The sequence below is a fragment of the Microvirga aerophila genome, assembly GCF_003332305.1.
Classification (GTDB): Bacteria; Pseudomonadota; Alphaproteobacteria; order Rhizobiales; family Beijerinckiaceae; genus Microvirga; species Microvirga aerophila.
On record NZ_QOIO01000034.1, the window covers coordinates 37,326 to 64,124 of the forward strand.

Below are 26,799 nucleotides of genomic sequence, written 5' to 3' on the forward strand. Positions count from 1 at the left end.
CCTTACTCGGCGGGCTGCGCGCGGTGGCCGGGCCTGCCCTCCAGGCCTTCGTCCGGCACGGAGAACGGGCGCTTGGGCTTCTTGCCCAGATCGTCGCCGCGGATGTCTTCCACCGGATCCGGGCCGCGCCGCAAAAGCTTGGCGAGATAATAGGAGCCGAAGCCGAACACGAACGCATAGACGACCACGAAAGTGGCCAGCGAGGCCGTCACGGCTCCGGCGGTAATCGGTGAAACCGCGTCGGCGGTGCGCAGGTGTCCGTAGACCACGTAGGGCTGCCGTCCGATTTCGGCCGTGAACCAACCGAACAGGATGGCCCCGAAGCCGGAAGGAGTCATGATCATGGTGGCCGTCAGGAAGAGCCTGTTGGAAAAGAGCGTGCCCCTCCAGCGCATGTAGAGGCTCCACAAGCCGAGCCCCAGCATGGCGAAGCCGAGGCCCACCATGATGCGGAACGAGAAGAAGACCGGCCAGACCGGCGGACGCTCATCGGGCGGCACCTCCTTGAGGCCCGGCACAACTCCGTCGAAGGCATGGGTTAGAACCCAGCTGCCGATCTTCGGAATGGCAATCTCGTAATGGTTCGTCTCCGCTTCCTCGTCGGGGATGGCGAAGAGCCGAAGCGGCATGTTGGCCATGCGGTCCCAGTTGCCCTCGATAGCGGCGAGCTTGGTCGGCTGGTATTTCAGCACGCCCAGGCCGTGCAGATCGCCAATGATGATCTGGATGGGCACGAAGATGGCAGCGAACCACAGGGCCATGGACATGGAGCGCCTGGCGCCCACGAGCTTGGCTTCAGGCGCGTCGTGCGGATGGCGCAGCAGCATCCAGGCGGACATGCCGGCGACCGCGAAGGCCGTCGTGAGATAGCACCCCAGAACCATGTGGGCGTATCGCAGCGGGAACGACGGGTTGAACACCACCTTGAACCAGTCGACCGGAACGGCCTTGCCGTTTTCGATGGCGAATCCGTCCGGCGTCTGCATCCACGAATTGGCGGACAGGATCCAGAAGGCGCTCAGGAGCGTTCCGAGCGCCACCATGCAGGTGGCGAAGAAGTGGAGCCGGTCGCCCACGCGCTCCCAGCCGAACAGCATGATGCCCAGAAAAGCCGCCTCAAGGAAGAACGCCGTGAAGACCTCATAGGCGATCACCGGCCCCAGGACGTTGCCGGTGAATTCGGAGAAGCGCGACCAGTTGGTGCCGAACTGGTAGCTCATGACGATGCCCGACACGACGCCGAGACCGAAAGAGACGGCGAATACCTTCACCCAGAAGCGAAAGAGGTTGCGGTAGAGCGGATTGCCCGTGCGCAGCCAGTTGAACTCCAGCGCCATGAGCCAGCTGGCAAGGCCGATGGTGAAGGCCGGAAAGATGATGTGGAAGGCAATCGTGAACGCGAACTGGATGCGCGACAGCATCAAGGCATCGAATTCCATGAACCTTCCCCTTTGATAGCACCTCTGCTTTTAGGGCGCGCTCAGGCCCGGACCAGGGTCGGCGCGTTCGCAGAGGCGTGGAACAGAACGTCCATGCGGCCTAGAACGGCTGCCATCCAGTGTTCAGGCGGGCCAGTGCTTCGAGCTCGATCGGGTCGTGGCTGCAGAAGATCCGCACATTGCTGCGCCGGTCGTTCGCAAGAGCCCGCAGCCTATCCTGATTGCGAAGGCGCGTGGGACGGTCCATCTCCATCAGGCGCTGATAGGCCGCAAGACCCGGCGTGCAGCGGGGCTCGGGGTCCATCTCGTGGCGGTAGAAATAAGCGTCGCCGGCGTTGAGCAGCCACCCGTCCGGCGTGTCGATGGCGACGCCCGCATGGCCATAGGTGTGGCCCGGCAGGGGAACCATCAGGATCTCCGGCGGCAATCCGTCGAGATCGCGCACCGCGTCAAAGCCGAACCAGCGCCCGCCTCCCTCATAGAAGCGCCAATCATGGACCTCGTCCCATTGTTCGGGACGATAGCGACGGCGGTTGATGAAGCCTCGCCTGATCTCAGCGACATCGACCTCCGGCTGCAGCACATGGACTCGGGCCTCGGGAAAGTCCTCGAGGCCGCCGGCGTGGTCGAAGTCGAGATGCGTGAGCACGATGTGGCGCACGTCGCGGGGCGAGAAGCCGCGGCTGCGCACCTGTTCGAGCGCTGTGTAGCGGTGTTCGAGCTGGATGCGGTTGGTGTGAATGAAAAACGGGCTCAGCCGGTCGTAGGGCCGCTCCACGTCCTGGGAGCCAAAGCCCGTATCCACCAGAACCAGGCCACTATCCGTCTCGACCAGGAGGCAGTGGCAGACGAGCTGCCCCGTCAAACCCCGGCTCACCCCATCCCAAAGCCTGCCGCCCACGGGGCACATGCAACCGCAGTTGAGATGGTGAATGCGCATGGAGATCCTCACGAGGTGAATGTGGCCGAACCTTAACGTCAGCCAAGAGGGAAATGTTCGGCTGTCTCAGACCCGCATCTCCTGAGCCGCGTGGTCTGCGCGGGGCTTGCGCTTCTTTTGCGGATTGCGCTCCTTCGCGTCGATCTCGCGGGACAGGCGCTCCTGAAGGAGGGACAGAACCGCCGCCTCCTCGGGCTTGAGGCCGGACAGGTTCTCCCGCAGCTCGGCCTGGACCTCGTCCTGAATCTCCAGAAGCAAAGCGCCGTCGAGATAGCAGGTGAAGACCTCCGGATGCACATAGCATTTGCGGCAGATGGTCGGCGTGTTGCCGAGGCGCGACGACACTTTCTCGATGGCGGCGCGGATGTTCTTCTTGGCCTTCGCGTCGCTGTCGAACTCCTCGAACTCGGACAGCGCCAGCGCCGCCAGCACCGTTCCGGACCAGGTCCGGAAATCCTTCGCCGTGATGTCGCGCCCGGTGATTTCCTTCAGATAGGCGTTCACGTCCGCCGACGTGACGGATTGCTGCTGGCCGTTCTCGTCCATGTACTGGAACAGATCCTGACCCGGCAGATCCTGACAGGCCTTCACGATCCGGGCGATGCGCCGGTCCTTGACGGCAAGCCGCCAGGTCTTTCCGCTCTTGCCCTTGAACTGGAAGCGCAGCTCGGCGCCCTCCACCTTCACGTGCGGATCGCGTAAGGTCGTGAGCCCGTAGCTCTTGTTCTGCTTGGCGTAGTCCGCGTTGCCGACGCGGATGAGCGTATTCTCGAGAAGGTGCACAACCGTCGCCAGCACCTTCTCGCGCGACAGGCCGCGCAGGCTCATATGCTCGTCGATGGTCTTGCGGATCGCCGGGAGCCCGCGGGCGAATTCGAGCATGTGCTCGTATTTCGTACTCTCCCGGACCTCGCGGAAGGCCAGATGGTAGCGGTATTGCTTGCGTCCCTTGGCGTCGCGCCCGGTCGCCTGGATGTGCCCGTTCGCCCTGGCGCAGATCCACACATCCGTATAGGCCGGCGGGATGGCGAGCGAACGGATGCGCGTGAGGGTTTCCTTGTCGGCCACCTTCTTGCCGTCCGGGCCAAGATAGGTGAAGCCCTTGCCGGATTTCTTCCGCCGGATGCCGGGTTCCTCGTCCGAGACGTAGCGAAGCCCAGCCGTCTCCGCCGCATCGCGCGGATCGACGATATTGTCGGGAGAGGAGTTCGGATCCAGCAACATGGCGCGCCTTTACGTCCGGCAGAGGAAGGTCAACCGGTCCCTGCCATGCCGGGTTCCCTGTGCGGAGGCGAGGCATGGCCGTCGCGCCGGTCGTTGCGGATCTTCAGGAACAGGACGGCGCCGCTCAACGCGAGGCTGAGCAGATTGAAGATGATGATGGGAAGGTTGCCGATCATGAACCCGTAGACCGACCACAGGATGAAGGCCGAGACGGTCACGCAGTACATGCGTTTGGAGATGGCCGCCGTATCGCGCTCCCGCCACGCCTTGAGCACCTGGGGGATGAAGCTCGACGTGGACAGAAGTCCTGCGATCACCGCCAGGGTTGTGGGCAGCCAACCATCCATGCCTGTCTCCTGCTCTGCTGGTCATCGGCAACGGTGGGCGAAATGGGAGGTTCCCTCCCCGGGCAGCGGCGTTTAGAAGGGCCTGCCCGTCATCCTGGAACGCCCGTGTCATCTTCGCCGAATTCCGATCTCCATGGCCGCAAGCTGGTCTTCATCGTCACCGAGGACTGGTTCTTCGCGTCGCACTTCCTGCCCATGGCTCGGGCCGCGCATGAACTCGGCCTCTCGGTCGCGGTGGTCACGCGGGTCCGCTCCCACCGCGAGGCTATCGAGGCCACAGGCGCGCGGGTGATCCCCCTGGAGGCGGAGCGCAGCAGCCTCAATCCCATGACGGCGGGCTACGCGGCGGGCCAGCTTGCGGCGATCCTCAAGGCCGAGAACGCCGACATGGTCCATTGCATCGCACTCCGGAGCATCCTGGTCGGGGGCTTCGCGGCCACCATGGCGGGGATCAGCCGGCGGGTCTTCGCCCTCACGGGCTCCGGCCTCCTGGGTGCCCGGGCTGACCTGACGGGGCGCCTGGCCCGGCGGGCGGTGCGCCTGCTTGTGCGCGGCCTAGAAACCCGCCAGACCCGCTACCTTTTCGAGAACACCGACGATCCCCGATCGCTCGGCCTCGATCCGGCAGGCCCCAACGTCACCATCGTGGGCGGAGCCGGGATCGATCCGACGATGCTGCAGCCCTCGCGTCTGCCGCCTCATCCGCCGCTCAAGGTGGCGGTCGTCGCGCGCATGCTCTGGTCCAAAGGCGTCGATCTCGCGGTCGAGGCCGTGCGGAGCGCTCGGGCAAGCGGGGCCGCCATCGAGCTTTCGCTCTACGGCGCACCCGACCCGTCGAACCCGAAGGCCATTCCGGAAAAGACCCTGAAGGCCTGGGATGCGGAGCCCGGCATCGCCTGGCACGGAGCCACCCGGGACGTGGCTGCGGTCTGGCGCGAGCACCACGTCGCCTGCCTGCCCTCCCGGGGCGGCGAGGGGCTGCCCAGGACCCTCCTCGAAGCGGCGGCCTGCGGCCGCGCCATCGTGACTACCGACGTTCCAGGCTGCCGCACCCTGGTGCGCGACGGCCAGGAAGGAAGGGTCGTGCCTGCCGACGACGCGGCCAGCCTGGCGGAGGCTCTCAAAGCCCTCGCCAACGACCCGGACCTCGCCGCCCGCATGGGTGAGGCCGCCCGCGCCCGCGTTCTCGACGGCTTTACGGAGCGGGACGTGATGGACGGGATCAAACGGCTCTACGCTTCCATGCTGACTTCATGATCCTGGACCCCGTCGCCTTCATCCGGGCTGAGACGCGCCTGCTTCCGGTGCCTCATGCCCCGGAGCTGTCCCTGCACGTGGCGGACGAAGCGACGGAGCTCTGGCAAAGGACCGAGGAAGAACTGGGCGAGATCGGCCTTCCGCCTCCGTTCTGGGCCTTCGCCTGGGCGGGCGGACAGGCGCTGGCCCGCTACATCCTGGACAACCCGCACATCGTGCGCAGTCGGCGGGTGCTCGATTTCGCGTCCGGCTCGGGTCTGGTGGCGATTGCCGCCATGAAGGCGGGCGCGGCCAGCGTGGCGGCCTGCGACATCGACCCGTTCGCCATTGCGGCCATTGGCCTGAACGCCCAGGCCAATGACGTAACGGTCGTGGCCGTGCAGCAAGATCTCGTCGGAGAGGATCAGGGTTGGGACGTCGTTCTGGCCGGGGACATCTGCTACGAGCAGGATCTGGCCCTCAGGGTCACGGATTGGCTTTGTGCCCTGAGTCGCCGGGGCGCAACCGTCCTCATCGGCGATCCGGGTCGAACTTATCTCCCAAAAGACCGTCTGGAAAAGGTCGCGGCCTATGAGGTGCCGGTCACCCGAACGCTGGAGGATGCCGACATCAAGAAGTCCAGCGTCTGGCGCTTCCGTAGCGTTTCCTGAAACCTCCTCCCTCTTTGCACGTTTGCAGAGCGCAAAGATATTTCATTGCGCATTTTCCCCATGAAAAAGTAGTGATATAACCTATATGGATAGGGTGAATTACGAAAAGTTATATCGCTTCGAACGCCCGACGAGGAGGAATAACCATGCCCCATACTGCAGCCTACAAGCACTACCAGCCAGGCGAGAGCCCTGCGCGATCCCCTTCACGGTCCGAACAGACCGCAAGAGCCCTAGCCCAATCCGAGGCCATGTGCCGGGCCAATGGAGCAAGGCTCACGCGCATTCGACGCAACGTGCTGGAAGTCCTGTACACGTGCCACAAGCCGCTCGGGGCCTACGAACTGGCCGACCTCCTCTCGCCGGGCGCCCGGCGCATGGCCCCCATCACAGTCTACCGCGCCCTCGACTTCCTGATCGAGCAGGGCCTGGCCCATCGCCTGGCAAGTCAGAACGCCTATATCGCGACCATTCATGGCCACGGCGGCGAAACCTGCGCCTTCCTGATCTGCGAGGAATGCGGCGACGTGAGCGAGGCGACTTCCCGGGACTTTGCAGATACGGTGTCGGGCCTCGTGTCCCAGGCAGGGTTCAGGCCGCGCGCGAAGGTTCTAGAGATCACCGGCCGGTGCGCCCATTGCCAAGGCGCGGGACGCCACTAAGCCGCGCTTGACGCAGCGGGGATTTGGCATCAGCTAATCGGCGGCAGCCCGGAGCTGCCGCCGTGGATGACCGCATGCCCTTCGAATCCCTGTCTGCCGATACGTCGTTAGTCCAGCCCGAGGCCGAGCTCTCGGCCGGACCTGCTCCGCGCCACCGCACCGTAGGCGTGCGGGTCGGCTCCGTCATGGTGGGCGGAGGCGCACCGGTCGTCGTGCAGTCGATGACGAACACCGACACGGCGGACGTGGACGGGACTGTCGCCCAGGTGGCGGCGCTGGCCCGAGCCGGGTCCGAGATCGTGCGCATCACCGTGGACCGAGACGAGGCGGCAGCCGCCGTGCCGAAGATCCGCGAGCGGCTCGACCGCCTCGGCGTCAGCGTGCCGCTCGTAGGCGACTTCCACTATATCGGCCATCAGCTCCTGGCGGATCACCCGGCCTGCGCCGAAGCCCTCGACAAATACCGGATCAATCCCGGCAATGTGGGCTTCAAGGACAAGAAGGACCGGCAGTTCGCCGCCATCGTCGAAATGGCCATCCGCTACGGCAAAGCCGTGCGCATCGGCGCCAACTGGGGCTCCCTTGACCAGGAGCTCCTCACCCACTTCATGAACCGGAACGCCGCTTCGGCCGCCCCGCGGGACATGCGCTGGGTGACCCGCGAGGCGATGATTCAGTCGGCTCTCCTGTCGGCGGCCCGCGCCGAGGAGATCGGCCTGAACCGGGACAGGATCATCCTGTCGGCCAAGGTCTCGGCCGTGCAGGATCTGATCGCCGTGTACCAGGAGCTGGCCCGCCGCTCCGATTACGCCATCCATCTGGGCCTCACCGAAGCCGGCATGGGCTCGAAAGGCATCGTGGCCTCCTCGGCTGCCATCGGCATCCTGCTCCAGCAGGGCATCGGCGACACGATCCGCTTCTCCCTCACGCCGGAGCCGGGGGGAGACCGCACCGTCGAGGTGAAGACCGCCCAGGAACTGCTGCAGACCATGGGCTTTCGCACCTTCGTGCCGCTCGTGGCCGCCTGCCCGGGCTGCGGACGCACCACCTCGTCGGTGTTCCAGGAGCTCGCGCGGGACATCCAGTCGTGGATTTCCACCTCCATGCCCGAATGGCGGCGCGAGTATCCAGGCGTCGAGAACTTGAACGTGGCCGTCATGGGCTGCATCGTGAACGGGCCCGGCGAGTCGAAGCATGCCAATATCGGTATTTCGCTCCCCGGAACGGGCGAGCAGCCGGCGGCCCCCGTCTTCATCGACGGCCGCAAGGCCATCACGCTTCGCGGGCCGACTCTGGCGCAGGATTTCCAGAAACTCGTGATCGACTACATCGAAAAGAATTATGGGCAGGCTGGGCGTGACGCCGCCGAATAGGTGGAGTACAAGCCCTGACGAAACTCGATGGAACCCTAACATAGATTCCGTTTTAAGCTTGAGCGCGATGTGCTAGAGAGCCCGCCGCGCCAGCACCGACGGCCGCCGCGTCTCACGAGGAGGGGGCCGCCCTTCGTCGCCTCGCAACGCAGTTGAACAAGGGCCGTCCGCGGAAACATCCGCAAAGAAAATCACAATGGCAGATCAACACGCCGTCGCCCCTGGTCACGCCGATTCCGTGGCTCCGGAGGCCACCTTACCGGAAAGCCATACTCATGCGGGCTTCGGGACCCTCGTGCTCGGCGCCATCGGCGTGGTCTTCGGGGACATCGGCACGAGCCCTCTCTACGCCTTCAAGGAATCCATGGCCGCGGCCGCCGGCGGCGGTCCCGTCACCCGGGACATCATCCTGGGCGTTCTGTCGCTGATCCTGTGGTCGCTCGTCTTGGTGGTGACGGCCAAATACGTCTTCATCCTCCTGCGGGCGGACAACAAGGGAGAAGGCGGAACGCTCACCCTCGTGGCCTTGGCGCAGCGCGCGATCGGGCACCGGCGGGGCTTTGTCCTTGTCCTGGGCATCGTCGGCGCGGGTCTCTTTTACGGCGATGCGGTTCTCACCCCGGCCATTTCGGTCCTGTCGGCCGTGGAAGGTTTGAAACTCGTCGCGCCGACCCTCGAAGACTATGTGGTGCCTATTACCCTGGCGATCCTGACAGCGCTGTTTCTTGTCCAGAGCCGAGGCACAGGGCGGGTCGCGGCCTTCTTCGGACCCGTTATGCTGGTGTGGTTCGCGGCCCTGGCCCTCGCCGGAGCGCTTCACATTGCGGACGATCCGACCGTGCTGACGGCGATCAACCCGCTCCACAGCATCCTGTTCTTCTTTAATCATCCCACCGTATCGCTTGCGGTCCTTGGAGCGGTCTGTCTCGCCGTCACCGGCGCCGAGGCGCTTTATGCGGACCTCGGGCATTTCGGCGCCAAGCCGATCCGCAGCGCCTGGCTCTACCTCGTCTTTCCGGCCCTCGTGATCAACTATTTCGGCCAGGGTGCACTCGTGCTTGCCCATCCCGAAACGGCCGAATCGCCCCTGTTCCGCCTCGTGCCCGACTGGGCGCTGGTGCCCATGATCATCCTGGCGACGCTGGCCACCATCATCGCAAGCCAGGCGGTGATCACAGGCGCATTCTCCCTCACCCGGCAGGCCGTCCAGCTCGGCATCCTGCCGCGTCTGGAGATCCGCTTCACCTCGGAGACCCACCAGGGGCAGATCTACCTGCCCAAGGTGAACATGTTCCTGCTCTTCGGCGTCATCGTGCTCGTGCTGATCTTCGGATCTTCGAGCAACCTGTCCCACGCCTACGGCGTCTCGGTTTTCGGCGCCATGTCGGTGGACGCGATCCTGGCCATCATGGTGATCTGGAAGGGCTGGCGCTGGTCCTTGGGCGCGGCGCTCGCGCTCATGCTTCCGTTCCTGTTCATCGACCTCGCGTTCTTCGGCGCGAATCTCCTCAAGCTGTTCACCGGCGGCTACGTGCCGGTCATCCTCGCGTCGGTTCTCATCACCATGATGTGGACCTGGGTGAAGGGAACCAACATCCTGTTCGAGAAGACTCGCAAGATCGACGTACCCTTCCTCGAACTGGTCAGGATGCTCGAGAAAAGCCCGCCGCACCGGGTGAAGGGAACCGCCGTGTTTCTCACCAGCGATCCCGATACGGCTCCGGCTGCTCTTCTCCACAACCTCAAGCACAACAAGGTGCTGCACGAGAAGAACGTGATCCTGACCGTGTGCAGCGAAGATGTTCCGCGCGTGGAGGACGAGGACCGGGTGAGCATCGAGGATGTGGGCGACTCGTTCTGGCGGATCCGGCTGAGCTACGGCTACATGGAAACGCCCAACATTCCGCGCGGTCTCGCGATCCTGCGCAAGCAGGGCTTCAAGTTCGACATCATGGCCACGTCGTTCTTCCTGTCGCGACGCTCCATCCGTCCGGCGGCCCATTCGGGCATGCCCCTCTGGCAGGACAAGCTGTTCATCAGCCTCGCGAAGTCGGCCAGCGACGCCACGGACTTCTTCCAGATCCCCACCGGGCGTGTGGTCGAGGTCGGCACGCAAGTGACCGTTTAAGACGGCAGGCGCGTAAGGCCGTTGCCGTCGGGGCGGCCCGGTGCCACTCTTTGGCCGTCATGAGTCAGACGATCGCCCTCATCCGCCCCAGCCTCGATTGGCTGCCTGCCTACGAGCAGGCCCTCGCCCGGGGCTGGTCGCCCAACACCGATCAGGATGTCAGCCGCGAACAACTGCAGCAGCTTCGGCGAAACCCCGAACGCTTCCTGCACAATCTCTATCACAGCCTTATGATCCGCCTGCCCGACGGCCGGGATGTCCCGCGCCTGCCGGCGCACGATTTCTGGATCAGCGACGGGGAGTTCTGCGGCCGCATCGGCTTCCGGTTTCAGCGTGGGACGGAGGAGCTGCCGCGCACGGCCTACGGCCATATCGGCTACACCATCGTGCCGTGGAAGCAGCGCCGGGGCTACGCCACGCAGGCGCTGCGGCAGATCCTGCCCGTCGCCCGCCAGGAAGGCTTCTCCCGGGTGCTGGTCACCTGCGACGACGACAATGAGGCGTCCCGAAAGGTCATCCTGGCCAATGGAGGAACGCCTGCGGGAACGGTCTCCCACGACCGCCGCCCGGGCCACGTGAAGCTCTGCTATTGGGTACCGACGCCCGAGATCTGATCACGACCTCAAACCTGCCGCTCCACTACGAAGCGCACGGCCTCGCGCAGGGTATCGGCCTCCGGGCCGAACCCCTCCAGGGATACGTGCGCGCTCTCCACGAGGAGTTCGCATTCGCGCCGTGCTCCCTCCAGCCCCAAGAGATCCACGAGGGTAGCCTTGCCCTTCTCGAGGTCCTTGCCGGTCCGCTTGCCCAAAGCCTCGGAAGAGGATTCCCGATCCAGAATGTCGTCGGCCACCTGGAAGGCGGCGCCGAGGGCGCGGCCGTAATTCACCAGGTTCTCACGCGCCGCCGGATCCGCCCGGCCGAGGATCGCTCCGGCCTCGACCGAGAAGGTCAGGATGGCGCCTGTCTTCATCATCTGAAGCTGGCGCACGTCGATCTCCGACAGTTCGGCCGCTCCATAGCGTCCCTCCGCCGCAAGATCGAGTAGTTGCCCGCCCACCATGCCGCCGGGACCGGACGCGCGCGCGAGCCCCAGGACCAGGTCGGACCGGATGGCCGGATCCCTGTCGGTGGCCGGATCCGCCAGAACCTCGAAGGCAAGGGTCTGAAGGGCGTCACCCACGAGAATAGCCGTCGCCTCGTCGAAAGCCTTGTGCACGGTCGGGCGGCCCCGGCGCAGGTCGTCGTCGTCCATGGACGGGAGGTCGTCATGGACCAGGGAGTAGCAGTGCAGAAGCTCGACCGCGCAGCCCGCCCGCAGGGGCCCCTCACCTTCCTGCCCCAGTAGGCGGGCGGTCTCGATGGTCAGGAAGGGCCGCAGGCGCTTGCCGCCTCCCAAGGCCCCATGCCGCATGGCGGCCATCAGACGGTCGGGCCGTGCAATCTCGCCGGGACCCGGTTTGTCTGATAGCAAGGCCTGGAGACTTGCTTCGACGATCCCTGCGGCCCGGTTGAGCCGCTCCGTGAAAGTGTTGGTGGATGGCGTCATGATGGGCCTGGATTCGGACGGTGCGGCGGCCCCGTCCGGTGAGAACGCTGGTGAAAAATCCAGGCCGGGATGGACATTGCGCTCGGAAGGCTCGCGGACGCCGCTGACGGCTTCGCGCCTCCTTCGCCGCTTCGTTCAGATCGGCCTGGGGCTCGTACTCTTATGGGTCGGCGCGGTCTTTTGGCTAGGCCTCATGTACTGGGTCGTGCCCCCGGTCTCCACGCTCATGCTCGGCCGGTGGATGATTCTGCAGCCCGTCGAGCGTGATTATGTCAGCCTGGAAGAAATATCCCCTCATCTGCCGCTTGCGGTGATGACCTCGGAGGACAGCCGGTTCTGCCAGCACGGGGGTGTGGATTGGGAGGTCCTGCGGGACGTGGTCGAAGCCGCCGACGAGGACGGTCCGTCCCGGGGCGCCTCGACCATTCCCATGCAAACCGCCAAGAACCTCTTCCTGTGGCCGAGCCGATCCTATGTGCGCAAAGGCCTTGAGCTTCCGGTAGCGCTTTACCTCGACCTGATCTGGTCGAAGCGCCGCATGATGGAGAACTATCTCAACATCGCCGAATGGGGCGAAGGCGTCTTCGGCGCGGAGGCGGCAGCCCAGCGCTATTTCCGCAAACCCGCCAAGGCCCTGACCCGCCGGGAGGCCGCCCTCCTGGCCACCGCCCTGCCCAACCCCCTCGTGCGAAACCCGGCGCGGCCGACCCGCCGTCATCAGGCCTTGGCCGGACGGCTGCTCGCGCGCATGGAGGTGGCGGCCCCCTTCAGCGAATGCCTTAAAGGCTAGGGATGCGGGCCCGGGTTCGTGGTATATTGGGGCTAGATATTTCCCCAAATACCCTGTATGAGGCGCAACCTCATCAAGATTCAGATGTGAGCGTTCCCGGTTCGAGCGGACGCTCCGCTATTGACCGGAGACGAAGAAAATGGCCGTTCCAAAGAGAAAAACGTCGCCTTCGCGGCGCGGCATGCGTCGCTCCGCCGATGCCTTGAAGGCCCCGACCTACATCGAGGACAAGGATTCCGGCGAGCTGCGCCGCCCTCACCACATCGACCTGAAGTCCGGCATGTACCGTGGCCGTCAGGTTCTGACGGTGAAGTCGGACGCGTAAAAAACGCGACATGCGACAATGAGGACCGGCGCCCCAAGCGCCGGTTTTTTTATGCCCGCGCGTGTGCAAAAGCCTGACTTTCTCGAGAGCTTTTTAGAGATCATTAAGCCTGAGGCCTGATCCTGTTTCCTTGTTTCAGGGCATGCCGACGGTCATGAGCGTTCCAGCGCCGCCGCGCTGCCCTGGGTGATCGTGTGTCCGAGGGTGTGAGTGATGGCGACGAAGCGGCCGGGCCGGGCGGGAATTTTCAAGAGCGCATCCCGGGCTTCGCGCAAGCACACCCCCACCGGACCGCAGGCCGCCCTGGCGACCCTCGAGGGCGTGACCTATGCGTGGGACAGGCAAACCGACGCCCTCGCCTGGGGGCCTAACGCATCCGAAGCGCTGGGCCTTGCGCCCGACGCTCTTCCCCGAACAGGCCAAGCCTTTTCCCAGATGGTGGAGCCATCCAGCGGCATGAGCCGCGACGCGGCCTTGGCGGCTGATGGCCGATGCCAGGCTTACGACACGCGGTATGCCCTGCGTTTCGGGGCCTACAAGGTCGTCATGGTTCAGGACGCCGGGCGCTGTCTGCCGGATCCGGAGGGGAAGCCGGGCCTTGTCCGTGGGCTCCTGCGGGTCGACGCGGGGGCAAGCGCGCCGGATCTCCTGCCGGCCGCCGTGAAGGACCGCTCCGCCCTGCTTCGCCGCATCCAGGACGACATCGACGAGGCCGTGCGCTTCTCCCATACCTGCACCCTCATCCTCGGCGCCTGCGAGGGTGACGAGGTCACCCTGGGGGAGACAACCCGAGGGCTCCGGCCGATCATGCGCCGGGGCGACCACATCGCCGCCCTTGGACCAAACCGCTTTGCCCTGATCCTTGCCTCCTGTCCGGCCAAGGAAGCGACGAACGCCATGAGACGGGTGGCCGCCCTGTTGCAGGACCTGTGCCCGGACGGTTCGCTGCATCTCGGAGCCGCCTGCTCGCCCGACCACACCTTCGAGGCGGCCAAGCTTCTTCGGTTCGCGGAAGGAGCGCTCGCGACTGCAAGCAAGCGGTCCGAGACCGCCGTGCTGCACAAAATTCGTCACAATGCCCCGGCGCAACCGAGTGGGCACGCGCCCTACGATCTCGTGGGAGCCTTGAACGACCGCCGCCTGACCCTGATCCTCCGGCCGGTCGTGGATGGATCGTCGCGCCGCCCGGCCCTGGTGCAGGGCTACGCCGGCGTGGTTGGCCGCAACGGAGGGGCGACGCCGCTCGGCAACCTTCCGGCGTTGGATCAGGCCAATCTGTCCCTCCTGGTGGACGGGCGCATGCTGGGGCTGGCGGCGGATCACCTCGTCCAGAACCCCGAGGACCGCCTCGTCCTTCCCATTGCGCCCGCGACCCTTCAGGATCGAGAGTGGCTTCCGATGCTTGCAGCCCACCTCGGAGCCCGACCCGGCATCGCATCGCGCTTTATCGTGCAGGTTCCGGAAACGGTCCTGCTCGACACGGAAGCCGCCAAGGGCCGCCTGGACGCCATGAAGGCCCTCGGCCTGAACATCGGCGTGACGGGTTTCGGAACGGGCCATGCCTCTCAGACCGCCCTGCAGGCCCTGCCAATCGATCTCGCGACGATCGACGGCGTGTTCATCCAGTCCCTCAAGCGCTCGACGGCCGACCGTCTCTTCGTCCGCACCTTGAGCGACATGGCGCACCATCTGGGCATCGCCACCATGGCCGAATGGGTGGACGACGCGACGACCGCCGATTGGCTCACGGCCTGGGGCGTCGACTACATGCACGGCGACCTTTTCGGCGCAGCCGAGGCAATGGTGGAGCCGCAATCGATCCTGCGGCGGCTCAAGCGCGCCTGAGGGGCGTCACTTGCGGGCGAGCTTGTCGAGCTTGGCCTGCATGTCGGCCATCTGGCGTTTCAGGGTCTCGAGATCGCCCGCACCCTCCGCCGGCTGCTCGGATTTTGTCTCGAGTGCGCCGCCCGGCGTCTTGGCGAAGGGCGCGAACATGCGCATGGCATCCGTGAAGAAGCTCATGTTCTTGCGCACCTGCTCCTCCATGGCCTGGAAGGCCGAGGGGCCGAAGGCCTGGGTCATCTGGTCCCTGAGCTTCTGCTGCTCCTGGGACAGGTTGTTCATGGAGAACTCAAGGTAGCTCGGCACCAGGGCCTGAAGGCTGTCGCCGTAGAAGCGGATCAGCTGGCGCAGGACCGTCACCGGAAGGAGGTTCTGCCCCTCCTTGTTTTCCTGCTCGAAGATGATCTGCGTGAGCACGGAGCGGGTGATGTCGTCGCCGGACTTTGCGTCGTTGACGATGAAGTCCTCGCCCTTGCGCACCATTCCGGCGAGGTCCTCCAGGGTCACGTAGGTGGACGTGCCCGTATGATAGAGGCGACGATTGGCATATTTCTTGATGACCGTCGGTTGTTTGTCCGTCGCCATGTGGTTCCAATACGTTCCCGTCGAGCCGAAATGGTCGAAAGGGCGGCGTGGCTCGATCCCGTCGTCTCAGGTTTCATCCGCCCTAATTTGATTATAGTCGTTTGATCGACTGATCAAAGCGTCAAAAGTCTAAGGCGTCTCTCGAGGGGTTGGCGAGCCACGCCATCGAGCGCTTGACTTCCCGCCGGCGCAAGCTTTGATCAACTCATCAACAGGGCTGCCGCAGCGTTCGGCAACGCCAGAAGAGGAGACACGCATGGCCCAAGACAGCATCGTCATCGTCGGAGCGGCGCGCACCGCCGTCGGTTCGTTCAATGGCGCCTTCGCCAACACCACCGCGCACGATCTGGGCGCCGTCGCCATCAAGGAAGCGCTCGCGCGCGCCAAGGTGGACGGTTCGGAAGTGGACGAGGTGATCCTGGGCCAGATCCTCACGGCGGCTCAAGGCCAGAACCCCGCCCGGCAGGCCGCCATGGCGGCGGGCATTCCGCACGAGAAGACCGCCTGGGGCCTCAACCAGCTCTGCGGATCGGGCCTGCGCACCGTCGCCATCGGCATGCAGCAGATCGCCAATGGCGACGCCAACATCATCGTGGCGGGCGGCCAGGAATCCATGTCCCAGGCGCCCCACGCCGCCTATATGCGCAGCGGCACCAAGATGGGCGACTTCAAGCTCGTCGACACCATGCTCAAGGACGGCCTGATGGACGCCTTCCATGGCTACCATATGGGCACCACCGCCGAGAACGTGGCCCAGCGCTGGCAGCTCACCCGCGAGGAGCAGGACCAGTTCGCCGTTGCGTCCCAGAACAAGGCCGAGGCCGCCCAGAAGGAGGGCCGCTTCAAGGACGAGATCGCGCCGGTGACGATCTCCACCCGCAAGGGCGACACCGTGGTGGACCAGGACGAATACATCCGCGCCGGCACCACCATCGACGCGGTTGCCAAGCTGCGGCCCGCCTTCTCGAAGGAAGGCACCGTCACGGCCGGCAATGCCTCGGGCATCAATGACGGCGCGGCCGCCATCGTGCTGATGACGGAAGCCGAGGCCCAGAAGCGCGGCCTGACGCCTCTCGCCCGCATCGCCTCCTGGGCGACCGCCGGCGTTGATCCGGCCATCATGGGCACCGGCCCCATCCCGTCTTCCCGCAAGGCGCTCGAGAAAGCCGGCTGGAAGGTCCAGGACCTCGACCTCGTCGAGGCCAACGAGGCCTTCGCGGCTCAGGCGCTCGCGGTCAACAAGGACATGGGCTGGGATCCGTCGATCGTGAACGTCAATGGCGGCGCGATCGCCATCGGGCATCCCATCGGGGCGTCCGGCGGGCGTGTCCTCGTCACCCTGCTGCACGAGATGGCGCGCCGCGACGCCAAGAAGGGTCTCGCAACGCTCTGCATCGGCGGCGGCATGGGCATCGCCATGTGCCTCGAGCGATGAGCCGCGAGATTATCCAGAAAAGCATCGCGCCGGAGCTAGGCTCCACGAGCGGTCGTAAGCTATGATTCGAGGCGGTCCGATTTTCGGGCCGCCTCAATCACATGATGGGTCCGACAGAGACCCGCTTGAGAACGGCTCTGGGAAGGAGACAAACATGGCGCGCGTTGCATTGGTCACCGGCGGAACCCGAGGCATCGGAGAGGCGATCTCAATCGCCCTGATGCGGGCCGGCTACAAGGTTGCGGCGAACTACGGTGGCAACGACGAGGCCGCGAACAAGTTCAAGGACGAGACGGGCATCCCGGTCTACAAATTCGACGTATCGGATCCTGCTGGCTGCGAGGCCGGCATTCGGGCGATCGAATCGGAGCACGGTCCCGTGGAGATCCTGGTCAACAACGCCGGCATCACCCGCGACGGCATGTTTCACAAGATGACCTTCGACCAATGGTCGGCCGTTATCCGCACCAATCTCGATTCCATGTTCACCTGCACCAGGCCGGTGATCGACGGCATGCGCTCGCGCAACTTCGGCCGCATCATCATCATCTCGTCCATCAACGGTCAGAAGGGCCAGATGGGACAAGCGAACTACTCCGCCGCCAAGGCCGGCGTGATCGGTTTCGCCAAGGCGCTCGCGCAGGAGAACGCCAACAAGGGCGTCACCGTCAACGTGATCGCGCCGGGCTACATCGGAACCGAGATGGTGCGCGCCGTGCCGGAGGAGGTGCTGAAATCCAAGATCCTGCCGCTCATTCCGGTGGGCCGTCTCGGCGAGGCCGAAGAGATCGCCCGCAGCGTGCTCTTCCTGGCGGGCGACGATGCGGGCTTCATCACCGGCTCGACCCTGTCGGTGAATGGCGGCCAGTACATGGCGTAACCGATTGAGCGTCATCCCGGACGCGGCGAAAGCCGCGATCCGGGATCCCGTGCAGAATAGAGTTCCGTTCATCGGCCGACACAGGATCTTCGCTGCGCTTCGCCCGGGATGACGTTTCGGCCAAAAGGGATTCCACATTTCTCGCCCGATGCTTTAGTGGCGGTGCCCATGACCACGCGCACCGCCACCACCATCGGCTTCACGGCCGTTCTCTTCTGGTCCCTGCTGGCCCTGTTGACCGCCGCCACGGGCAAAATCCCACCGTTTCAGCTTGCCGCCATGACGTTCCTGATCGGCGGGCTCGTGGGCATCACGAGCTGGATCGCGCGTCCTCAAGGCATCCGGACCCTGCGTCAGAAGCCCGTCGTGTGGGCGCTGGGGCTTGGCGGCCTGTTCGGCTACCACGCGCTTTATTTCGCGGCCCTGCGCATGGCGCCACCCGCCGAATCGGGGCTGATCAACTACCTCTGGCCGCTCCTGATCGTGCTGTTCTCGTCGCTTCTGCCCGGCGAGCATTTGAGGCGCGCTCACATGATCGGCGCGCTTCTCGGCTTTGCGGGCGTGGCGTTGCTCATCGCCGGTCGCGGATCGTTCGACGCAAGGGCCGAATACATGCCGGGCTATCTCTGCGCCTTCATCGCGGCCTTCGTCTGGGCGGGCTACTCGGTGCTGTCGCGGCGCTTCGGCGAGGTGCCGACGGACGCGGTGGCGGGCTTTTGCCTCGTAACCGCTTTCTTGAGTCTCGTGTGCCACCTGGCCTTCGAGACCACGGTGTGGCCGGAGACCCAGCTGCAATGGCTGGCGCTTCTGGCGCTCGGGATCGGCCCGGTGGGCGCGGCCTTCTATGTGTGGGACATCGGGATGAAGCGCGGCGACATTCGGCTGCTGGGCGTGGCGTCCTATGCGACGCCCGTCCTGTCGACCCTCGTGCTGGTTCTCGCAGGCTACGCCGAGCCGACCCTGACCCTCGCCCTCTCATGCGGGCTGATCGTGCTCGGCGCCCTGGTGGCGACGCTCATGGGGCGGAAGAAGGCGCCGGCATGACCCGGTGGGTGTAGCGGTAGGCGGGCTGGAACCCGAGCGCGCCATAAAGCGAGATGGCGATCTCGTTTTCCTCGCGCACCTGGAGATAGGCCGTGTGGGCGCCCTCCTGGCAGCCCCAGCTCATGAGGCTCGTCACCACCCGGCGGCCCAACCCGATTCCGCGCAGGTCCGGCGCGACGACGATGTCGTAGAGGCCCACATAGCCCCGCTCGATGACCCCGAGGCCCCAGGCCACCGGCTTGTCGTCGAGATGCAGCGTCGCAAAAGCCGCCTTCTGGTGGATCCGCGAGACGATCTTCATCAGGGTCGCGTCGTCGGCCTTGTCGCCGCCATAGGACCCCGCAGCCTCTCGGACCCATTGCTTGGAAACCTCCGACTGGAGCTTGACCTCGGGATCGGCCACGCAATCTCCATCGACAGGGCCCGCGAGCACCAGGGTGGGCTCGATCTCCTGGAAGCCGCGCGAATCCAGCATCGCGTCCACGTCTGACGCCTGCAATCCATTCAGCCGAAAGGTCGGCCGGACATTCGCCTCGACGAATCGCGAGACCATGTGGTCGATCAGAGCCTCGTCGAGGGCTGCTGCCGGAAGAAGGGGCGTCGCCGAATTGGCCCGCTTGGTGTAGCCGCCGGCAAGCCGCAGGATCCAGCCGTCATAAGCCTGGTAGTCGAATGACGGCCAGGCGTTCATGAGGCGGCTCTCGAGCCCGAGGATGAGTCTGTGATCGTCCATAGGCTCCTTATACTCCTGACCGGCCGCTGCGGGCTTCAAAACCTGTTCTTCCATTCACGCAGGGCCTGGAAAACCTCCACGGGTTTCGCTCCCTCCTTGTGAACGGCCTTTGCCAATGACGGTTCGCCCGCCCGCAGAAACGGATTGGCGGCCTTCTCCTGGCCGATGGTCGTGGGCACCAGGAAGCGCCCTTGCGCCTTGGCCTCCTCGGCCTCCGCGGCTCGCGCCTTCAGGGCCTCGTTGTCGGGATCGACCGCCAGGGCGAAGCGGGCGTTGGATAGCGTGTAGTCATGGCCGCAGAAGACTCGCGCCTCCTCGGGCAGGGCCGCCAGCCGCTGCAGGGACGACCAAAGATCCCCGTAGCTTCCTTCCAGCACCCGTCCGCATCCAAGGGTGAAGAGAGTGTCGCCGGCGAAAAGATCGCGGTCCGCCGCAAACCAGTAGGACACGTGATCGGCGCAATGCCCGGGCGTCTCCCACACATGCGCCTGAAGGCTTCCCACATGCACCGTGTCGCCCTCCCGCACATAGGCGTCCGCATGGGGCACCTGCTCCCGCGCCTTCAGGGGCGCGACCACCCGGCATCCTGTGCGGCGCTTCAGCGGATCGATGGCCTGTACATGGTCGGAATGGCGATGGGTGACCAGAATGTCGGAAAGCCGCCAGCCGGTTTCCGCCAGCGCCGCCAGGATCGGCCCCTCCTCCGGCGCGTCGATAGCCGCGCAGGCCCCCGTATTGGGATCGTGCACCAGAGCCCCGATATTGTCCTGAAGACAGCGAAAGACGTGGATTTGAGCGGGCATGGCGGAACCTTGGCTTGATGCGTCATCAGCTATCATGGAACAGTCCGGCCATGAAACCAGACCTTGATCTCAAGCATTGCGGGCGAACGGGCCGGACGATTTAGGCTAACAGCGCATGAGCATCGACATCACCGACCTGCGCAGCTTCTACGCCAGCCCCCTTGGAGGGGTCACCCGGCGCTTCGTCGGGCAGGCGGTCGGCCGCTTCTGGGGACCGCTGACGGGCCTGCGCGTCCTCGGCCTCGGCTATGCATGCCCGTATCTCGGCAAGGCCCGGTCCGAGAGCGAACGGGCGCTCGCTTTCATGCCGGCCAGCCAGGGCGTGGTGAACTGGCCCAGCACCGGAGTGTCCGCGTCCGCCCTTGTCGATCCGCTCATGATGCCCTTGCCGGACGCTTCCATCGACCGGGTCCTCGTGGTGCATGCGCTCGAGACCGTGGAAAGCCCGAGCGAGCTTCTGCACGAGATCTGGCGGATTCTCACGCCGGGCGGGCGGATCATCGTCGTGGCTCCCAACCGGCGCGGCCTGTGGGCCCGCATGGACACGACGCCTTTCGGATATGGCCAGCCCTACAGCCGCTCGCAGCTCAAGAGCCTCATGCGCCAAACCTGGTTCTCGCCCGAGGCCTGGGCCGAGACCCTCTACGTGCCCCCCTTACGCAACCGCTTCATGCTCCGTACCGCCCAGGCCTGGGAGCAGGTCGGACTCACCTTCTCGCTGCCGGGCGCAGGGGTGCATATCGTGGAGGCCACCAAGCAGCTCTACATGCCCGGCGCCGTGCAGGCGGTCCGCCGTTCGCGACGCCGCCTCGCCCCGGTCTTCGCCCCGGCTCCGGCCTCCCGGGTGGCGGACGTCCGGTGATCGCCGGGCCTTTCCAGGCCTGTTTCCGATGGAACCATAGGCCTCAACTTGACTTGAAGCCTTCAAATCGCCAGTGTCCGGCCCGGTCCGGCGGGGCCCTTACAGGCGGCCGCCGGTTTTTCATTTCATAGAATCTGATGCGCAGTTACCTCGATTTCGAAAAACCCGTCGCCGAACTGGAAGCCAAGGTCGAAGAGCTGAAGGCCATCGGCGAGAACCGGGACGCCGTCTCGATCACCGACGATATCAGCCGGCTCGAGGCCAAGGCGTCGGATGCCCTGCGGGATCTCTACGGCAAGCTCACCCCCTGGCAGAAGACCCTGGTGGCCCGCCATCCGCAGCGCCCCCACTTCGTCGATTACTGCGCCGGCCTCATCACCGACTTCACGCCGCTCGCGGGCGACCGCAAGTTCGCCGAGGACGAGGCCATCGTGGGCGGCTTCGGGCGCTTCCGGGGACAGGCGGTCTGCGTGATGGGCCAGGAGAAGGGCCACAACACCGAGACCCGCATCCGGCACAACTTCGGCATGGCCCGTCCGGAAGGCTACCGCAAGGCCGTGCGCCTGATGGAGCTGGCGGACCGGTTCGAGCTGCCTGTGCTCTCGTTCGTGGACACCGCCGGCGCCTATCCGGGCATCGAGGCGGAGGAGCGCGGCCAGGCCGAGGCCATCGCCCGCTCCACCGAGATGCAACTCTCCCTCGGCGTACCCAATGTCTCCCTGGTGATCGGCGAAGGCGGATCGGGCGGCGCGATTGCGATCGCCACCGCCAACAAGGTGCTGATGCTGGAGCATGCGATCTACAGCGTGATCTCGCCGGAGGGCGCGGCCTCGATCCTGTGGCGCGATGCCGGCAAGGCGCAGGACGCGGCCACCAACATGAAGATCACCGCCCAGGACCTCCTGCGGCTGGGCATCATCGACGGCATCGTGACCGAACCCATGGGCGGCGCGCACCGGGACCCGCAGGCCGCCATCGAGGCCGCCGGCAACGCCATCGAGGAGGCCCTCACCGACCTCGGCAACATGGGACCGGCGGAATTGCGTGACCATCGGGCCGAAAAGTTCCTTAACATCGGCCGAAAACTCTAAAAAAGTAGGATTTTTACCCGCTATTCAGTATAACTCCGTTACGGCTCCGCTTGCGGTAAGACGGAGTTAAGGCTAACGATCTAAGGGTACTGGGGACTGCCCGGGCGAAAATGTCCGAGCAGGTCATCAAAGAATGCGGGGACCCCATGATGAAGCGTTTCGCAGTGGCTGCGAGCCTGGCGCTCGCGCTCGCCGCCTGCCAGGATGACGGCTTTTCGCGCAGCTCGACGCGCCATCTAGCGCCGATTCCGCCGGCCACCATGGCGTTGATGTCCACGAAGGGGATGTCGAAGAACGATCCCATTCTGATCCGCGCCTACAAGAAAGAATCCGAGCTCGAGGTCTGGAAGCGCGGCTCCGACGGACGCTACGCCCACCTCAAGACCTACCCGATCTGCCGCTGGTCCGGCCAGCTCGGCCCGAAGACCCGCGAGGGCGACCGGCAGGTCCCCGAGGGCTTCTACACGGTCACCCCGGCGCAGCTGAACCCGAATTCGTCCTACTACCTGTCCTTCGACACCGGCTACCCGAACGCCTACGACAAGCAGTTCGGCCGCACCGGCGGGGACATCATGGTGCATGGCTCGTGCTCGTCGCGGGGCTGCTTCGCCATGACGGACCAGAACATCGCCGAGATCTACTCGATCGCCCGCGAGGCCCTGTCCAGCGGCCAGCGCGGCTTCCAGTTCCAGTCCTATCCGTTCCGCATGACGGCCGAGAACCTGGCCAAGCACCGCCTCGACCCGAATATCGCCTTCTGGAAGAACCTGAAGGAAGGCGCCGACACCTTCGAGGTCAGCAAGGACGAGTTGCGCGTGGCCGTGGCCAACAAGCGCTATCTGTTCAACGCCGACGAGACGGTGGCGACCGCGGTGGCTCAGAAGCAGCAGAAGGACGAGCAGGAGGTCGCCGAGCTCGTGGCCAAGGGCGAGAAGCCGATCAAGCTCGTCTATCATGACGGCGACACGCACGAATCCTTCCGGACGGCGCTCGCCAACGTGACGGGCGTATCCGACACCAAGCTCGGCTACGTGAGCCGCACCGAGGGCATCTCGTCCGGTCCGCAGCAGATCGCGCTGGACGATACAGGCGCAACGAAGCCCGAGGCTCCGTCCACGGCTCTCGCCTTCGCGTCCCTGAGGCAGGCTCCCGCGGCCACCACTCCGGTAATCGCCTCCAGGGCCAAGGTCGCCAACGCGGCTCCGGCCCTGGCAGCCGCCCCGGTCCAATCGGCCGAGGCCGCTCCGGGGGAGACGCCCTTCTACAAGAAGATGTTCAACAGCGTGGGCGACCTGTTCTCGACGGCCCCCGAGTCGGAGCCCGTCGCCGAGACGGCGCAGGTTCCGTCCACAGCGACTAGCCCGGCCCTCAAGCCGCAGCCCGTGGGCCAGAAGCGCGCGCAGACCTCCACCAAGGTGAACGTCGCAGCCGTGATGCAGTAAGCATGCGTCTCACTTCAAGCTTCGGAAAAACCCGCCTCGCCGGCGGGTTTTTTCTTGTCGGGTGGCTGCGCGAGAGCGGCAAGCCCCGATAGGCGCGGCCAGAGGACGTTGGAAGGAACCGAGCCGAGCCAAGTGAGGCTTTCATTGTCCAGGCTCAACGGCTGTCCCGTGGCAGGGACGGTCAGAAGGTCGCCAGGTCGTAGCGCTATGCTCGATTGTTGAAGCGCGAGGCTGTTACAGCACCACCTCTCCTGGTGGGAGAGGTGAAGAAGCGCTCCGCCCATTACCCCGCACGTAATCGACCTACCTCTCCGTGCGCGACACAGTGGCGTCGTCGAGCCGATCCGGCTCTTCCTGAGAAAGAGGAGCACGCCATGCCTGCCTATGCTGTCGCCCACTTGCGCAACGTCGCCATGGGGCCGGAGATCGTCGAATATCTCCGGCGGATCGACGCCACGCTGGAGCCCTTCGGCGGCCGGTTCCTGATCCATGGCGGTGACACGCAGGTGCTGGAGGGGCAATGGACCGGCGACTTGATCGTCCTGGCGTTCCCCGGCCGCGACCAGGCCCGCGCCTGGTACGATTCTCCCGGCTATCGGGACATCCTGCGCCTGCGCGCGAACAATTCGAGCGGCGAAGTGATCCTTGTCGACGGCGTGTCGGACGACCACAGGGCCACGGATATCCTGGGCGGCGCTTAGGCTGCCAAAACGGCGTGTCCGGTCAGCGCGGCTCGTTTTCCAGGTTCAGGAAGGTCGGATCGAACTCGGCGAATTGCTGCAGACGCGGCCAATCCTCAATGTGGATCATGTCGCCGCGCCACGCCACCAATCCATTCGCCCGAAGCTCCTGGATGGTCCGGTTCACGTGAACGGTCGAGAGCCCGAGGGCGTCGCCCAGCTCGGCCTGGGTCAGGGGCAGCCGGAAGCTGTAATCATCGGTCAGCCCGACGATCTGCAGCCGCAGAAACAACTCGCAGATCAAATGAGCGATCTGGCTGAGCGCCGGGCGCCGTCCCATCGCCACCAGCCACTCCCGATGGATCGCGCCGTCGATCAGGGTGTTCAACCACAACAGGCGCCCCAAATGAGGCATCCTCCCGGTGATGTCGCGCAGTCCATCGTGGGGAAACAAGCAGATCCTGCAAGGCGTAAGGGCCACGATGCTGTGGTCCATGGTCTTCAGCAGAAAGCTGTGGAGATCGATGAAATCGCCCGGGACATGAATGGCGGTGATCTGGCGCTTGCCGTTGCTTAGGAGCTTGTAACGGGCTGCAAACCCTTCAAGGAGAAGGGTGCTGCTGTTCGGACGATCCCCGTCGCGCACCATGTCATCGTCCGCCTGGACTTCAAAGACCCGTCCGGCGGCGTCCTCGAGAGCCTGCTTCTCCTCGTCCGAGATGATATCCCGCCACTCGAGCTTACGGATCAGGAGAGAAATCACGGTAGCGCCCTTTGTTAGTTTTGGGATGGAGTCTGCGCCATGGTCCCTCAACCAGCTCAGGCACCCCGATTGGCACCATTTTAGGCATGTGTGATCGAGAAGACGAGTCCGGCCTCGTCCGGTGCTTCGAAGGCACGAGTTTCACCCGCGCGGTGGCGCGGGCGGAGGCGCCACCCTGTCGATTGTCATTGATACGGTTACGGTGAGAACCCGCTGGCGGTGTTCGTTCCTGACCTCCACGACAACCTCACGGCCGCCGCCGCCGGGCAACTTGTCTCGCCCGATTTCGGCTGCGGCGCACGCAGCCTCGTGTTCAGCCGCATCTTGGCTGTCGAGTTCCAAGCCGTCTTCATCGGAAGCGAAGCGCGCTCCCTCGCGGACGTCGAAGTAACAGCGGGGCATCCGGTTCAACCGCGCCGCCGATCCGATGTTCCGCCTTGGTACCGACCCATTAACCTATGATAATTTTTGCATCGTCAGCATCCGATCCTTAGGCGCTGACGGCTGAGAGTGACGTGCACTCCCGCCTGATCAGCAGCCATCCCCGCCTGAGCGACCTGTTTTGGCGCGACACCCTCGTCGATGCGGCGGTGTTCCGGCAGTGGCTGATCGGCGTAGGGCGGCGCTCGGCCCACGGCCGGATCGCGCACCTGCTGTGCGAGCTGCTGGTGCGGTTGAGGGCTGTCGATCTGGTGGAAGACCAGGCCTACAACCTGCCGGTCACCCGGGCGGAGCTGGGCGATGCGCTGGGGCTCACGCCGGTGCACGTCAACCGGGTGCTTCAGGAACTGCGGGCCGAGAACCTGATCATCCTGCATGGCGGCTTCCTGAAGGTGCTGGACTGGGACGGGCTACGGAGGGCGGGCGAGTTCAATCCGGCCTACCTGCACCTGGTCAGGAAAGCGGCCCTGTGACCGGGGTCAAGGATGGCACCGGAACCAAAGCGATGACCCTGATGACGCTCTTGGCGTGGGCGACCTGATCTCGTTCCATGAACGGCATTATAGCGCGTCACGCGCCCCAAGGGCTCAGAAACGGCCCTTCGTCAGAGGGCTGCCTGTCGGGAGAGGTTTTGCGGGCGAGCTCAGCTCTGATCACCTTGGCTGTCTTGCGCCCGATGGTCTCAAACCGCTCAATCTGGTCAGCCACAGCCCGGAGCTGCGACAGCGTCTTGATGTTCTCCCGCCGCAGGACCTCCCAGGCCCGTGCGGGTAGACACAAATCCGCAATGAAACCCGGCACTTTGACTTCATCACGAGGCATCTGACTTGCCTTCTGGGCGAACGGGTCGAGCTGGGGCCGGATCGTCCTGGGCAGCTCGCCCCGATCATAACAAAGGTCCCAACTCCCTCCTCAGTATCCGGCTGAGGAGGGAGCAAGGTCAGAAGAGTCATCAGGCCAAGATCGACCCGCTCTCGTTCTATTCGCTTCTGTGTCGGCCGCATTGATCGAGATTAAGCGCGGCTGGAGATTCCCGCGGTAGCCGGCAATCCACAGCCTGAAAAACTGATCTGCATCATAGCCAACCTGATCAAACCAGCTGACGGTCGTGGCCTGAACCCTGGGGAGGTCGCATGCCACGCTACTTCTTTCACCAGCGCATCGGCGACTGCATGATGTGGGATGGGGCCGGGCTTGAGCTGCCAGACCTCGGGCTGATGCCTGACGCCGATCGAGCCGCAGCGCTCTGGGCCGACATCCTCACAGACCGTATCCAGCCGGGTCGCATCCTCGTGATCACGGACGCCCTTGGCCGGGTGCTGTTCGTCGGTTGCCGATGATGCTCCCGAGACACGGCAGGCAGGGGATTGCCTCAAGCGCCGCGCCAAGCAGCCCTGCGCGCTCGTGCCCGTACCGCCTCTGCTCGCAATCGGGCTCTTGCGGCCCCATATAGAAGCCATCGGTGGCCCCGAGTTCAGGCTGTTGCCGACTGAGAGATGCGCATGCTCCCGCCT

General features: G+C 65.0%; 29 protein-coding genes. 18 read left to right on the forward strand and 11 right to left on the reverse strand.

All coding sequences use genetic code 11. The features are described from left to right. Positions 1-2: 2 nt before the first annotated feature. The 4 genes from DRB19_RS18460 to DRB19_RS18475 form a co-directional block, all read right to left on the reverse strand. Positions 3-1,439 carry a cytochrome ubiquinol oxidase subunit I gene (locus DRB19_RS18460; protein WP_114187500.1) on the reverse strand — a complete coding sequence of 479 codons (1,437 nt, stop codon included), beginning with the start codon at positions 1,437-1,439 and terminating at the stop codon, positions 3-5. 100 nt (positions 1,440-1,539) lie between these two features. Beyond that, entirely contained in the window at positions 1,540-2,379 is an 840-nt protein-coding gene (locus DRB19_RS18465; RefSeq protein ID WP_114187501.1) for an MBL fold metallo-hydrolase, read from the reverse strand. A 66-nt stretch (positions 2,380-2,445) separates the two neighbouring features. Beyond that, positions 2,446-3,603, reverse strand: coding sequence for a DNA topoisomerase IB (locus DRB19_RS18470; protein ID WP_114187502.1), 1,158 nt, complete (start codon positions 3,601-3,603; stop codon positions 2,446-2,448). Between the two features lie 29 nt (positions 3,604-3,632). After that, positions 3,633-3,950 carry a SemiSWEET family sugar transporter gene (locus tag DRB19_RS18475; RefSeq protein ID WP_114187503.1) on the reverse strand — a complete coding sequence of 106 codons (318 nt, stop codon included), beginning with the start codon at positions 3,948-3,950 and terminating at the stop codon, positions 3,633-3,635. A gap of 105 nt (positions 3,951-4,055) precedes the next feature. On the opposite strand from DRB19_RS18475, the gene DRB19_RS18480 reads away from it, so the two are divergent. From DRB19_RS18480 to DRB19_RS18505, 6 genes are all read left to right on the forward strand, one after another. Then, on the forward strand, positions 4,056-5,207 hold the full coding sequence (locus tag DRB19_RS18480) for a glycosyltransferase family 4 protein (RefSeq protein ID WP_245439645.1): 1,152 nt from the start codon (positions 4,056-4,058) through the stop codon (positions 5,205-5,207). Continuing rightward, positions 5,204-5,857, forward strand: coding sequence for a class I SAM-dependent methyltransferase (locus tag DRB19_RS18485; protein ID WP_114187505.1), 654 nt, complete (start codon positions 5,204-5,206; stop codon positions 5,855-5,857). The genes DRB19_RS18480 and DRB19_RS18485 overlap by 4 nt, the downstream gene beginning before the upstream one ends. 146 nt (positions 5,858-6,003) lie before the next feature. Next, the gene (locus DRB19_RS18490) at positions 6,004-6,519 is read left to right on the forward strand and encodes a Fur family transcriptional regulator (protein WP_114187506.1); all 516 of its coding nucleotides are present in this window, start codon (positions 6,004-6,006) and stop codon (positions 6,517-6,519) included. Between the two features lie 74 nt (positions 6,520-6,593). After that, positions 6,594-7,892: a flavodoxin-dependent (E)-4-hydroxy-3-methylbut-2-enyl-diphosphate synthase gene (ispG, locus tag DRB19_RS18495; protein WP_114187507.1), complete on the forward strand. Its 1,299-nt coding sequence runs from the start codon at positions 6,594-6,596 to the stop codon at positions 7,890-7,892. Positions 7,893-8,088: 196 nt separating this feature from the next. After that, positions 8,089-10,020 (forward strand): potassium transporter Kup, encoded by a 1,932-nt coding sequence (locus tag DRB19_RS18500; protein ID WP_114187508.1) that lies wholly within the window; start codon positions 8,089-8,091, stop codon positions 10,018-10,020. 59 nt (positions 10,021-10,079) lie between these two features. Further along, positions 10,080-10,634, forward strand: coding sequence for a GNAT family N-acetyltransferase (locus tag DRB19_RS18505; RefSeq protein ID WP_147021857.1), 555 nt, complete (start codon positions 10,080-10,082; stop codon positions 10,632-10,634). A gap of 8 nt (positions 10,635-10,642) precedes the next feature. On the opposite strand, the gene DRB19_RS18510 is transcribed toward DRB19_RS18505, so the two are convergent. Beyond that, on the reverse strand, positions 10,643-11,569 hold the full coding sequence (locus DRB19_RS18510; RefSeq protein WP_114187510.1) for a polyprenyl synthetase family protein: 927 nt from the start codon (positions 11,567-11,569) through the stop codon (positions 10,643-10,645). 1 nt (position 11,570) lies between these two features. Here DRB19_RS18510 and mtgA point away from each other — a divergent pair, with 1 nt between their 5' ends. The 3 genes from mtgA (at position 11,571) to DRB19_RS18525 (ending at position 14,529) form a co-directional block, all read left to right on the forward strand. After that, positions 11,571-12,359, forward strand: a complete 789-nt coding sequence (gene mtgA / locus DRB19_RS18515; RefSeq protein WP_174799975.1) for a monofunctional biosynthetic peptidoglycan transglycosylase — start codon at positions 11,571-11,573, stop codon at positions 12,357-12,359. Positions 12,360-12,498: 139 nt separating this feature from the next. Further along, positions 12,499-12,684 (forward strand): 50S ribosomal protein L32, encoded by a 186-nt coding sequence (gene rpmF / locus DRB19_RS18520; RefSeq protein ID WP_114187512.1) that lies wholly within the window; start codon positions 12,499-12,501, stop codon positions 12,682-12,684. Between the two features lie 213 nt (positions 12,685-12,897). After that, positions 12,898-14,529 (forward strand): EAL domain-containing protein, encoded by a 1,632-nt coding sequence (locus DRB19_RS18525; RefSeq protein ID WP_114187513.1) that lies wholly within the window; start codon positions 12,898-12,900, stop codon positions 14,527-14,529. 6 nt (positions 14,530-14,535) lie between these two features. Here the strand turns inward: DRB19_RS18525 and phaR are convergent, their stop codons facing one another. Then, complete coding sequence (phaR, locus tag DRB19_RS18530) at positions 14,536-15,111, reverse strand: polyhydroxyalkanoate synthesis repressor PhaR (protein ID WP_114187514.1); 576 nt, start codon at positions 15,109-15,111, stop codon at positions 14,536-14,538. Between the two features lie 256 nt (positions 15,112-15,367). Between phaR and DRB19_RS18535 the strand changes: the two genes are divergently transcribed. From DRB19_RS18535 to yddG, 3 genes are all read left to right on the forward strand, one after another. Next, positions 15,368-16,546, forward strand: a complete 1,179-nt coding sequence (locus DRB19_RS18535; protein ID WP_114187515.1) for an acetyl-CoA C-acetyltransferase — start codon at positions 15,368-15,370, stop codon at positions 16,544-16,546. A gap of 154 nt (positions 16,547-16,700) precedes the next feature. Beyond that, entirely contained in the window at positions 16,701-17,426 is a 726-nt protein-coding gene (phbB, locus tag DRB19_RS18540) for an acetoacetyl-CoA reductase (protein ID WP_114187516.1), read from the forward strand. Between the two features lie 168 nt (positions 17,427-17,594). Next, positions 17,595-18,470: an aromatic amino acid exporter YddG gene (yddG, locus tag DRB19_RS18545; protein ID WP_114187517.1), complete on the forward strand. Its 876-nt coding sequence runs from the start codon at positions 17,595-17,597 to the stop codon at positions 18,468-18,470. Here the strand turns inward: yddG and DRB19_RS18550 are convergent. Both DRB19_RS18550 and gloB read right to left on the reverse strand, forming a co-directional pair. After that, complete coding sequence (locus tag DRB19_RS18550; RefSeq protein WP_162815750.1) at positions 18,442-19,203, reverse strand: GNAT family N-acetyltransferase; 762 nt, start codon at positions 19,201-19,203, stop codon at positions 18,442-18,444. The two genes, yddG and DRB19_RS18550, sit on opposite strands and share 29 nt — an antisense overlap. A 35-nt stretch (positions 19,204-19,238) precedes the next feature. Beyond that, the gene (gene gloB / locus DRB19_RS18555; RefSeq protein WP_114187519.1) at positions 19,239-20,006 is read right to left on the reverse strand and encodes a hydroxyacylglutathione hydrolase; all 768 of its coding nucleotides are present in this window, start codon (positions 20,004-20,006) and stop codon (positions 19,239-19,241) included. 115 nt (positions 20,007-20,121) lie between these two features. Here gloB and DRB19_RS18560 point away from each other — a divergent pair, with 115 nt between their 5' ends. The 4 genes from DRB19_RS18560 (at position 20,122) to DRB19_RS18575 (ending at position 24,102) form a co-directional block, all read left to right on the forward strand. Continuing rightward, positions 20,122-20,868 (forward strand): class I SAM-dependent methyltransferase, encoded by a 747-nt coding sequence (locus DRB19_RS18560; protein ID WP_114187520.1) that lies wholly within the window; start codon positions 20,122-20,124, stop codon positions 20,866-20,868. 137 nt (positions 20,869-21,005) lie between these two features. Further along, a complete protein-coding gene (locus tag DRB19_RS18565) occupies positions 21,006-21,959 on the forward strand; it encodes an acetyl-CoA carboxylase carboxyltransferase subunit alpha (protein WP_114187521.1) in 954 nt (317 codons plus the stop codon). A 146-nt stretch (positions 21,960-22,105) separates the two neighbouring features. After that, positions 22,106-23,401: a L,D-transpeptidase family protein gene (locus DRB19_RS18570; protein ID WP_114187530.1), complete on the forward strand. Its 1,296-nt coding sequence runs from the start codon at positions 22,106-22,108 to the stop codon at positions 23,399-23,401. 374 nt (positions 23,402-23,775) lie between these two features. Further along, positions 23,776-24,102: a DUF1330 domain-containing protein gene (locus tag DRB19_RS18575; RefSeq protein ID WP_114187522.1), complete on the forward strand. Its 327-nt coding sequence runs from the start codon at positions 23,776-23,778 to the stop codon at positions 24,100-24,102. A gap of 22 nt (positions 24,103-24,124) precedes the next feature. On the opposite strand, the gene DRB19_RS18580 is transcribed toward DRB19_RS18575, so the two are convergent. Then, positions 24,125-24,844 carry a Crp/Fnr family transcriptional regulator gene (locus DRB19_RS18580; RefSeq protein ID WP_114187523.1) on the reverse strand — a complete coding sequence of 240 codons (720 nt, stop codon included), beginning with the start codon at positions 24,842-24,844 and terminating at the stop codon, positions 24,125-24,127. 141 nt (positions 24,845-24,985) lie between these two features. Further along, positions 24,986-25,246: a DUF6894 family protein gene (locus DRB19_RS30035; protein ID WP_162815751.1), complete on the reverse strand. Its 261-nt coding sequence runs from the start codon at positions 25,244-25,246 to the stop codon at positions 24,986-24,988. A 113-nt stretch (positions 25,247-25,359) separates the two neighbouring features. On the opposite strand from DRB19_RS30035, the gene DRB19_RS18590 reads away from it, so the two are divergent. After that, positions 25,360-25,758 (forward strand): Crp/Fnr family transcriptional regulator, encoded by a 399-nt coding sequence (locus tag DRB19_RS18590; protein ID WP_245439646.1) that lies wholly within the window; start codon positions 25,360-25,362, stop codon positions 25,756-25,758. A gap of 97 nt (positions 25,759-25,855) precedes the next feature. On the opposite strand, the gene DRB19_RS18595 is transcribed toward DRB19_RS18590, so the two are convergent. Continuing rightward, complete coding sequence (locus tag DRB19_RS18595; protein ID WP_114187526.1) at positions 25,856-26,107, reverse strand: DNA-directed RNA polymerase subunit alpha C-terminal domain-containing protein; 252 nt, start codon at positions 26,105-26,107, stop codon at positions 25,856-25,858. 311 nt (positions 26,108-26,418) lie between these two features. Here DRB19_RS18595 and DRB19_RS18600 point away from each other — a divergent pair, with 311 nt between their 5' ends. After that, the gene (locus DRB19_RS18600) at positions 26,419-26,625 is read left to right on the forward strand and encodes a DUF6894 family protein (protein WP_114187527.1); all 207 of its coding nucleotides are present in this window, start codon (positions 26,419-26,421) and stop codon (positions 26,623-26,625) included. Positions 26,626-26,799: the final 174 nt, after the last annotated feature.